8 protein-coding genes are annotated in these 9,513 nt (G+C 68.7%); 3 read left to right on the forward strand and 5 right to left on the reverse strand.

From position 1 onward, the window contains the following. Window positions 1-44 precede the first annotated feature (44 nt). Window positions 45-1,625, forward strand: coding sequence for an ISL3 family transposase (locus AB0K00_RS54030; RefSeq protein ID WP_363538833.1), 1,581 nt, complete (start codon window positions 45-47; stop codon window positions 1,623-1,625). A gap of 854 nt (window positions 1,626-2,479) precedes the next feature. Next, window positions 2,480-3,445, forward strand: coding sequence for a hypothetical protein (locus tag AB0K00_RS54035; protein ID WP_363538835.1), 966 nt, complete (start codon window positions 2,480-2,482; stop codon window positions 3,443-3,445). Between the two features lie 142 nt (window positions 3,446-3,587). Here AB0K00_RS54035 and AB0K00_RS54040 read toward each other — a convergent pair whose 3' ends face one another. Beyond that, a complete protein-coding gene (locus AB0K00_RS54040; RefSeq protein WP_363538837.1) occupies window positions 3,588-4,505 on the reverse strand; it encodes a tyrosine-type recombinase/integrase in 918 nt (305 codons plus the stop codon). 191 nt (window positions 4,506-4,696) lie between these two features. Here AB0K00_RS54040 and AB0K00_RS54045 point away from each other — a divergent pair, with 191 nt between their 5' ends. Further along, complete coding sequence (locus tag AB0K00_RS54045) at window positions 4,697-4,942, forward strand: hypothetical protein (RefSeq protein WP_363538839.1); 246 nt, start codon at window positions 4,697-4,699, stop codon at window positions 4,940-4,942. 123 nt (window positions 4,943-5,065) lie between these two features. Here AB0K00_RS54045 and AB0K00_RS54050 read toward each other — a convergent pair whose 3' ends face one another. The 4 genes from AB0K00_RS54050 to AB0K00_RS54065 all read right to left on the reverse strand — a co-directional run bounded on the left by AB0K00_RS54050 (window position 5,066) and on the right by AB0K00_RS54065 (window position 9,321). Beyond that, complete coding sequence (locus AB0K00_RS54050) at window positions 5,066-5,224, reverse strand: hypothetical protein (protein ID WP_363538841.1); 159 nt, start codon at window positions 5,222-5,224, stop codon at window positions 5,066-5,068. Between the two features lie 36 nt (window positions 5,225-5,260). Continuing rightward, a complete protein-coding gene (locus tag AB0K00_RS54055) occupies window positions 5,261-7,294 on the reverse strand; it encodes a cell wall-binding repeat-containing protein (RefSeq protein WP_363538843.1) in 2,034 nt (677 codons plus the stop codon). 179 nt (window positions 7,295-7,473) lie between these two features. Next, window positions 7,474-8,424, reverse strand: coding sequence for a tyrosine-type recombinase/integrase (locus AB0K00_RS54060; RefSeq protein ID WP_363538845.1), 951 nt, complete (start codon window positions 8,422-8,424; stop codon window positions 7,474-7,476). Window positions 8,425-8,505: 81 nt separating this feature from the next. Then, window positions 8,506-9,321 (reverse strand): hypothetical protein, encoded by an 816-nt coding sequence (locus AB0K00_RS54065; RefSeq protein WP_363538847.1) that lies wholly within the window; start codon window positions 9,319-9,321, stop codon window positions 8,506-8,508. Window positions 9,322-9,513 lie beyond the last annotated feature (192 nt).

Raw genomic sequence — 9,513 nt, forward strand, 5'->3', positions numbered from 1 at the left:
TCCACTGTGTACGGTGCGGCCGGTGCGCTGATGGATCACTGATCGTGCTGCTGCCGCATCTGGCAAAGCTGGTAGTGGAGCGATTCGAGGCCGTTGGCTGCGGTGTCCGGGTCTGGGGCAGGTCGGCGCAGACGTCGGCTCGCTGCCCAGGCTGTGGTCGACTCACGCGGCGGGTGCACAGCCGTTACCAGCGGCGTGTCGAGGACATCGTGGTCGGCGGTCAGCAGGTCGAACTGTTGCTGCGGATGCGGATCTTCATCTGCCCGCACGCCGACTGCACGGTGACGAGGTTCGCCGAGCAGGTCGATGGCCTGACGCACCGGTACGGCCGGCGCACCTTGCCGGCTCGCCACGTCCTGCAGGCGCTCGGGTTGGCTCTTGCGGGACGGCCGGCCGCCCGGCTCGCCACCAGTCTCGGGATCCAGGCCGGACGCAACACGCTGCTGCGTCTGGTGCGTGCCATCCCGGATCGGCAGTTCGGCCCTGTGACCGTGCTCGGCGTCGACGACTTTGCGCTCCGGCGTGGCCACCGCTACGGCACCATCCTGATCGACCTGAACACCCACACCCCGGTTGACGTGCTACCGGATCGGGAAACGGACACGCTCACCGCTTGGCTACAGGCGAATCCAGGCGCGCAGGTGATCTGCCGGGACCGCGCGGGCGCCTACGCCGAGGCGGCCCGCCGCGGCGCTCCGGGCGCTGTCCAGGTCGCCGACCGGTGGCACCTATGGCACAACCTCGCCCAACACGTCGAGAAGACCGTCGCCCGCCACCAGCGCTGCCTCGCCCCGCCGCCGGAGCCACCAACTCCGCAGCCCACGCTCGACGCGGAAGCTGTGGCCGCTCTGGCTGCAGTCGCCACGCGGGACGGCCGGCTGGCTCAGCGCACCCGCGACCGGTTCGAGCAAGTCCACCGGCTCCTGAACGAAGGGCGCAGCATCAAGGCGATCGTCCGCGACCTCGGCCTGGCCCGCGAAACCGTCCGCCGCTACGCCCGGGCCACCGACATCGAGGATCTCGTCGCCGCCGCCCGCACCGGCGCCCGGGGCAGCATTCTCGACCCCTACCTCGAGCACCTTCACCAACGATGGGCAGCCGGCGGCACCGATGCCAAAGCGCTGTTCAACGAGCTCCGCGGCATGGGCTACCCGGGCAGCTACAGCGTGCTCCGCGACTACCTCCGAGCGCTCCGGCCCCTCACCACCGTTCCGCCCGCAGCGCCACGCCCGCCCAAAGTCCGGCACGTGGTCAACTGGCTGCTCCGCCACCCACAACGCATGGAGCCCGACGACCAAATCGGCCTCGCCGCCGTCCGCGCCCGCTGCCAGCACCTGGACCGCCTCGCCGCGCATGTCACCGCGTTCGCCGTGATCCTCACCCAGCGCCGCGGCCACGAACTCGACGCCTGGATCAACGCCGTCACCGACGACGACCAACCCGACCTGCACTCGTTCGCCGCCGGCCTGCAACGCGACTACGACGCCGTCCGCAACGGCCTCACCCTGCCCCATAACTCCGGCGCCGTCGAAGGCCATGTCAACCGGATCAAGATGCTCAAACGCCAAATGTTCGGCCGCGCCAACTTCGACCTCCTCCGCAAGCGCGTCCTCCACACAACGTGACCTGCAGGGGCCAAATCCGATCAACTAAAGGGGGCCAGAACCAGTCTCAGGCCGCCGTCGACAGACCCGGCAGCGACAACCGACCGAGCTGACCGGACCGCACCACCGGCCGCTGCCGTAGCACCCGCGCATCGGTGACGTTGCCGGTTCCCGCGGCACGGACGGAGCTCCTCCCGACCTGCCCGCGTAACCCACCCGCACCACCACTCGCGACCTGCCCCGCGCACAAGCGCGCCCTTTTTGCGTTTTCAGGAGGATTCAGATGAGCGCTCACCTGCCCGCACCGCCCTCGAACGCCCCGACGGGACACCGTCGATGACGACAAAGGTCCTCAGCATTGTCATCGCCGCATGTCTCGGCGCGGTCGTCGTCTGCAGTGCCGGCGTCGGACTCTCGCCGGACACGCCGTAGCCTGCACCGGGTCCGCTGGCCCTTCCTCTGCGCCGCAGGCCCGGACCGCCACCGGCTACACCGCCGAGCAGGTCGCCTCCGCCGCGACGAAAACCCGCAGGTCCGACTCACTGTGCAGCCGAGTCTGACCGCGGTAGCGGCCGAGGTATGCGGCGGTCGCCGCACGGAGTACGAGCTCGTTCGGGGACCCGCCACTGAAGGCTGGGGTGACGATGGCAGCCATACATCACCGTGCGTCACGCATAGCGATGAACGCCAGTGCTCCCGTCGCGGCATGTGCGGATGCCTGCCGCTGCTGTCACTGCCCGACCGGGGGACCTCGCTGCCGATTGGAGCTGCGGTGTCCGTGGCGGGGCACGTACCGGCGTGTCAGCGCGCGGTGGTGCACAATGATCGGTCATGTGTCGCCGGAGCAAGTCCACAGCGGGAGTTGGCTCGTCGGTATGAACGAGCCGGGCAACAGATCAACGGTCCACTGGTTCGGCCGTGTTGCCGCGTACGTGCTTGCGGTCGTTGTGCTACTGCCGATTTCGGCATGCGGGTCAGGCGTTTCAGGGTCGGAGCTGACGTCGTCGTCCAAGGGCGTCGGATACTTCTGGCCGGTGTGGGTCGGTGACTCGATCTACTACCTCGAGCACAACGCGGAGGACCACATGAACTCCGACACGACGACCTTGCTGATGCGCGTCCGTGACGGCGGCTTGCCGGAACACGTTGCCGTCCATCGGCCCGAGTGCCGGAGCCCTGATGACGTGGATCCCTCGCCTGAAGCGATGGTGGCGATGAGTGACCACGAGATCGGGCTGCTGGTGGTTTGCAGTTACGACCCGACCGATCTGAACCGAACGGCGTTGATCCGTCAGGATGTTGACAACGGGTCGGCGGCAGACGTGGCGACGTTCAGTTACGGTGGCTACGGTGTCGCCTGGGCCAACGGAACCGGCACAGCGTACGCACGGGAGCGGGTGTGCACGTCGGGCAGCGTTCGGCCCCTCTCCGACACGAACGCGACCTGCTTCGACGCCACCGACGTGAGAGAACCCGTCGCGACCGGGAGCGGCCAGATCGTCTACTTCGCCTCCCGTTGCGGGACCGGTGACCCCGAGGGAACTGGGAAGTATGCGATCTGCCGCCACGACGGCCCCGGCCGCGAGACGGTCCTCGCGCGTGGCATCCGGAACCCTGCTGGTCTTGCCGTGCACGAGAACCGTATCGCCGTCGCCGCCGAAGTCGGCGGGCGCGCCGGGCTGTGGCTGCTCGATGCTGGGACGTTCCGCAACGTCGCTCGCGGCGAATACCGAGGCGTCGCCTTCGCTCCGGATGGAGCTCACCTTGCGGCCCCGCTGCGCGACGAGGGCTGGTTCTCCACACGCTGGTCGATACGCATCATCGCTACCCCGGCGCTGTGACCGAAGCCGGTCCATGGCCGGTGACGTGCTCGAATGGCGACTGCGCCTGACGCGCTGCCCAACCTTCACCGACCGAACGCATACACGTCCACGCGCACCAAGATCAGGGTGCGCGCACATCGGCAAAGTCGTGAGCCGACGGTTACGTGCCAGATGCCATGTAGGCGGCGAGGATGTAGTTCGGGTGTCGGTCGAGGTTGTTGCGGGCGCGGTCGTAGCGCATCGTCGTTCGCGGGTCGGCGTGACGGGCGGCGATCTGGACGTCACGAAGGCTAACGCCGGCGTCGAGCATGGTCGTAACGAAGGTATGTCTCAGCATGTGCGGGTGCATCCTCGGCATCCGCACGCCAGCGGTGGCGGCCAGGTGCTTGAGCCGACGGGTCGCGGCGTGGCGGTCCATCCTGGCGCCGAGGCTGCTGCGCAGGATCGGCCCGTCGGTGCGGCCGTCGACGGCGCGCTCGATCGCCCGGGCTACGGCCGGTGGTAGCGGGATTAGGACGACCTTGCCGCCCTTGCCGCGGACGCGGAGGACGCGGTGACCGTGTTCTTCGCCGAGGTCTCTGATGGTGGCGGCGCAGGTTTCGAAGATGCGGAGTCCGAGCAGACCGAGGAGCGCGATCAGGGCGAAGTCGTTCGGGTTGGCCGACAACCGCGCCGCCGTGATCAGGGCTTCGAACTGCAGATGACCAAGCCCAAGGGTTGGCGACTCGGCGGGCACCGTGGGACGGCGGACGTAGTCGGCGGGAGAGTGCGGCAGGATGCCGTCGATGACGCAGGTCCGGTAGAAGCCGACCACAACCGACAGCCGCCGGGACACCGTGGACGGCTGGTACTCACGCACATCCTGTAGCCAGCGCAGGTACCGCTCAATGTCGACCCGGACCGCTGCGAGCGGCTCGAGGTCATGGTCGGTGCACCAGCGCATGAAGACCCGTAGGTCCGATTCGCTGTGCACGCGGGTCTGACCGCGGTAGCGGCCGAGGTACGCGGCGGTCGCCGCGCGCAGTACGAGCTCGTTCGGGGACCCGCCATTGACGGCTGGGACGGTGATGGCAGCCATACATCACCGTGCGTCGCGCGCACCGATGAACGCCAGTGCTCCCGGCGCGGCAGATGAGTGCGCTGCGGTGGCGAAAGTGAACCAGCCCGTTCCCAGTCACAGGCCCGCCGTATCAGATGCCTTGGCACGGTGCCGCCGTCGTGCGAGGATCTGCCGTCACGTTGAACGCAGGTCCGAGAGGGGCTGTCCGGATGGCGCCACGCAAATGGGTGATCGTGCTTGGCTCCGGGGTTCTGCTGTCCGGTCTGCTGTGCTGCGGCGGGCTGATGGTGATTGGCGCCTTGGTCGAACAGGCCGAGAAGGCGGGCCAGGAACTGGAATCGTGGCCGCCGGCGTCAGTGGCCCTGTTCGTGGCGGCGGTCATTGTTCTGGCTGCCGTTGTACCCATCACCATCGTCACGTTCTACCGCGAGCGGCGCGGCATAACCAACGGCTGACACTGGCAGGTGGAACGTCCGCATGTCTGCACGAGCGCACCGGCCCCGCGCGGTCGGCGGCATGTGCGGGCGTCCAATCCCGGGGCTGCGGCAGCCAAGCGAATACCGCCGTGCTGCGGTGGGTCACTCGACGAGGCTCAAGGTCTTGACGAAGTTGCTCGTCGCGGCGGTTCGGGGGTACCCGAGCGGGTTTCGCAGCTGCGACCAGCGATTGAAGACGTCGGTCATGGCGTCGGCGACGGCGTCCTCCGCTTCTTGCAGGGAGGCGCCGATGCGGATCACCGTGCCCGTGGCCCGGCGCTCAGCGTCCCGACAGCGTCAGCGGCGGGCGGACTCAGGCTGCTGCCGCTGCGCGCCCGGGATCGCCGGGGCCGGTCTGGCACCGGCGGCGCCGCGCCGGCGGGAGTCGCCGCGGGTCAAGGTCCTGGCCTGGGCGAGCGGGACGGTCGAGTGCTCGGTGTACTGCTGGTAGTCGTACTGCCCGGGCAGGGCGATGGAGGCGCCCAGCGCATTGATCAGGTTGTCGCTCAGCGCGAGTGGGCCACCCAGCATCGTCGCGTACCACAGGGACGCGGCGTTGCGGGAGAAGTACAGCTTGGTGGCGAGGGTGAGCGAGCCGGGCGTGGACAGCAGCAGCGGGCCGCCGTTCGCGCCGATCATCGCGCCGCCGGTGAGTGCGTCGTACCACGTCGAGGAGGTCGCGACGGCGGCGATGCGGGGCGCGTCGAAGAAGAAGTCGGCGACCGCGATCGCCGTCTCGAACTCGGTCTGCCCGAAGACGGGGGCGTAGTCCAGGGTGTCCGGCCAGCTCGGCAGCTTCCCGCCTTGGTAGGCGCCAGTCAGCGCCCGGACCCCGGGGCCGCCGACGCCGATCATCTTCGTGCCGGACAGGTAGTCGGGGTTGAGCGTGTTCAGGTACGCGGCCGTCGCGGCGGGCATCGTGTCGCCGGCGGTGAGAACGATAACGGTGCCGGGGTTCGCACCGGCCGCGGCGCCGGCGGCGAGCGCGTCGTAGTACTTCAGCGAGGTGGCGACGATGACCGCGGACGGGTTCGGGGTGATCGCCTTGGCGACCGCGACCGCGGTGGCGTACTCGTCCTGGCCCCAGAGCCGCACGACCGTGTAGCCGAGCGCCTTGACCTCCTTCTCCACCTGCGTGGAGAGGGCGACCGTCCCGCCGAGCAGGTACACGGTGCCGGAGTTGCCGAGGATCCGCTGCATCTCGGCCTTGGTCGAGGCGTGTAGGGACCTGGTCGGCGTGATGAGCAGCGGCCCCTGCTTGCTGATCGCGAGGGCCGAGCCACCGAGCGCGTCGAGGTAAGTGTCGTCGCGGGACAGCACGACCGCCTTCGCGGGCGACCGGATGCCGTCCTCGGCATCCTTGTCGGCCCAGTTGTAGCGGGACGTGGCGACCGCGGTCTCCAGTGCGGTCTGGCCCCAGACCCGCTCGACGGTGTCGCGGTTGACCGGCTGCCACGACGGCGAACGGCCGATGGTGATCGTGGTGACGGCCTTGGTCGCCAGGTCGATCCGCTTGATCCACCCCTCGGCGCCCGGCCCGCTGGTGAAGACGATGTGACCGCCGTCGGGCGACCACGCCGGGTCCACGTTCCTGGCGCTGCCGGTGTTGGCCTCGGTGGTCAGCTGCACCTGGTTGGCGCCGTCGGCGTCAGCGATCCAGATCTGGAACGTGTTGGTGTACGCGGATCCGCGCACGAACGCGATCTTCGAGCTGTCCGGCGAGAAGTCCGCGGAGTGGCCCTTCTCGATGATTTTGGTGACCGAGTTGAAATCGTCGATCCGGTAGATGTCGGCGTTGTCCTCGCCCTGCAGCGCGTGGTGCTGGTACACGATCGTGCCGTCGCCCGCCACGGCGGCGTGGGTGTCGAACTTGCCGTCGTCGGGGACGCTCAGCAGCTGGCCGGGGACCGTCGCCGTGCCGCCGGACGGCACGATCGACAGCTTCGAGTAGGCGGTGAAGATCACATACCGGCCGCCGTACGCGTATACGGGGTCGGCACCCGCGGCCCCGTTCGGCAGGATCTTGACGATGTGGTCGCCAGTCGCGCGGGCCGAGCAGAGCCCGTCATAGGCGTGTACGAAGGTGTAGCGGCTGCCGTCCGGCGACCAGTTACCCGGCGACGACACGAGATCGAAGAGACTCCGCTCGTCGCTGCCGTCCGCCTCGACGGTCCAGAGGACCATGCCCCGCAGGAACGCGATCCTTCCCGCCTGCCCGGCGGTCGACGCGCTGGCCGCCCGCGCACCGGCCACGATGCTCGGCGCCGCCACCGCGGCCGTGGCCGCTACGGCGCCGAGCATCGCGGAGCGCCGCGTGAATGCGAGCGACACGATTCCTCCCCAAAGAACCGACCGGATACGCACCCGACCGATGATCATCGCGAAGTGTAGATGCCGGCGGGGGCGGTTCGGAACCACCCGACCGGCGGATGGGGCCGGGCGTCATGTGCGTCTGCGACGCCGCGCCGAGCCCACGCCACCCGCGATTGTCGCCAGCCGTGATCGGGTGCTCACACATCGGCAAAGTCGTGAGCCGCCCCGTGGTCACGTGCCTGAGGCCATGTACGCGGCGAGGATGTAGTTCGGGTGCCGGTCGAGGTTGTTGCGGGCCCGGTCGTAACGCATGGTGGTGCGTGGGTCGGCATGGCGGGCAGCGATCTAGACATCGCGCAGGCTGACGCCAGCGTCGAGCATCGTTGTGACGAACGTGTGGCGCAGCAGTGCGGGTGCATGCGTGGCATCCGGACGCCGGCGGTGGCGGCCAGGTGCTTGAGGCGGCGGGTCGCGGCGTGTCGGTCCATGCGGGTACCGAGGGTGCTGCGCAGGATCGGCCCGTCGGTGCGGCCGTCGACGGCGCGTTCGATGGCCCGGGCAACGGCTGGCGGCAGCGGAATGAGCACGACTCTGCCGCCCTTGCCCCGCACCCGTATGACGCGGTGACCATGTTCTTCGCCGAGATCGCTGATGCTGGCGGCGCAGGTTTCGAAGATGCGGAGTCCGAGGAGGCCGAGCAGCGCGATCAGGGCGAAGTCATTCGGGTTGCCCGACAGCCGTGCCGTGGTGAGCAAGGCTTCGAACTGCGGGTGCCCGAGTCCAAGAGTCGGTGACTCCGCGGGCACCGTGGGCCGGCGGACGTAGTCGGCGGGTGAGTGCGGCAGGATGCCGTCGATGACGCAGGTCCGGTAGAAGCCGACCACGACCGACAGCCGTCGGGACACCGTGGACGGTTGGTACTGGCGTACATCCTGTAGCCAGCGCAGGTACCGTTCGATGTCCACCCGCACCGCGGCGAGCGGATCGAGGTCCTGGTCGGCGCACCAGCGGAGGAAGACCCGCAGGTCCGACTCGCTGTGCAGCCGGGTCTGACCGCGGTAGCGGCCGAGGTACGCGCCGGTCGCCGCACGCAGCACGAGCTCGTTCGACGACCCGCCGCTGACGGTCGGGACGGTGATGGCAGCCATACATCACCGTGCGTCACCCGCAGCGATGAACGCCAGTGTGCTCGCCGCGGCAGATCCGGATTCCTGATCAAGAGGATGTCGTCAGGGTCCTCGCCATGGCGGTGGTCGTCTGCGTCCGGTGGCTTCGTATTCGGCGCACAGCCGTTCGGCGCGCTGCCGCAGATCGGACGTGTCGGTCTCGGCGCGGAAACGTGCCGTCCAGACTTCGGCCTCAAGCCGTAGTGCGGCCGACTCCCACGGCTGTTCCTTCCCCACCAGCTCATGGTCCTCGAGTCCTGCGGCGCGGTTGGCGGCGTTGTCCAATGCTTTCCGTGCGAGCCCGTGCGATCCGATGATGGCGCAGTACAACGGGTCGTCGAGATCGATCGTTGCCGGGTACGGCCGGTCGGCCTCGTCGAGACCCAACGCGGGAAGCAGCGCGTACGGCACCGCGTACATGCCCTCGATCGACTTGCGGCCGTGCACGGCCTGGTCGATGAGCGCCTGCAGCCGCTCGCGCGACGGCGTCAGCCCGCTCGCGCGAGCCCATCGTGTGAGATCGGCGGTGATGGAGTCGGCCGTTCGTACCGCTTCTGGCTCGACATGCTGATACGGACACTCACTTGCGGACCCAGGCAGATGAAATGCGGTACTCCAGCCATCCGGTGTCTGCGCCTGCGCTCTCAGGCAATCGCTGTTGAACACGCGCACCGCGAGCACAGCGGTTGCGGTACCCGCGACGAAGTGCTCACCCGCCTCGCGGAGGCTCACAGGCAGCGGCTCGCGAGTCTCCAGCAGCTGCCACCGATCGCCGACCTCGTACAGGTTCTCGTGCTGGTACCCGAAGCCGCGTACCGCCTCGACGTTCGCCAGCAACGCCGTCGACCGCGCCAGCACAAACGTCCCCCAGAAACCCATCCCAGCACGGTAGTGGAGCCGCGAATCGACGGAAGCTCCGGTGCCCTGCCGGAGCCGACGGTTCATCGCTGAAGGTGAAGCTGTAGGCCGCCACGCGCGCTCATCGGCTTCTTATTTACTGGTGGCACGACCGTAGCCAGGCCAGGCTTGGTCGAGGTGATCGGCAGGGTCGCTCTCTCATCGGCTGCCCAC

It is taken from the genome of Dactylosporangium sp. NPDC049525 (assembly GCF_040676755.1).
In the GTDB taxonomy this organism is placed as follows: domain Bacteria; phylum Actinomycetota; class Actinomycetes; order Mycobacteriales; family Micromonosporaceae; genus Dactylosporangium.

Excerpts from the sequence above, each read along its gene's own strand:
- AB0K00_RS54035 (WP_363538835.1), top strand. The coding sequence starts at position 2,480 with ATGAACGAGCCGGGCAACAGATCAACGGTCCACTGGTTCGGCCGTGTT.
- AB0K00_RS54040 (WP_363538837.1), bottom strand. The coding sequence starts at position 4,505 with ATGGCTGCCATCACCGTCCCAGCCGTCAATGGCGGGTCCCCGAACGAG.
- AB0K00_RS54045 (WP_363538839.1), top strand. The coding sequence starts at position 4,697 with ATGGCGCCACGCAAATGGGTGATCGTGCTTGGCTCCGGGGTTCTGCTG.
- AB0K00_RS54060 (WP_363538845.1), bottom strand. The coding sequence starts at position 8,424 with ATGGCTGCCATCACCGTCCCGACCGTCAGCGGCGGGTCGTCGAACGAG.
- AB0K00_RS54065 (WP_363538847.1), bottom strand. The coding sequence starts at position 9,321 with ATGGGTTTCTGGGGGACGTTTGTGCTGGCGCGGTCGACGGCGTTGCTG.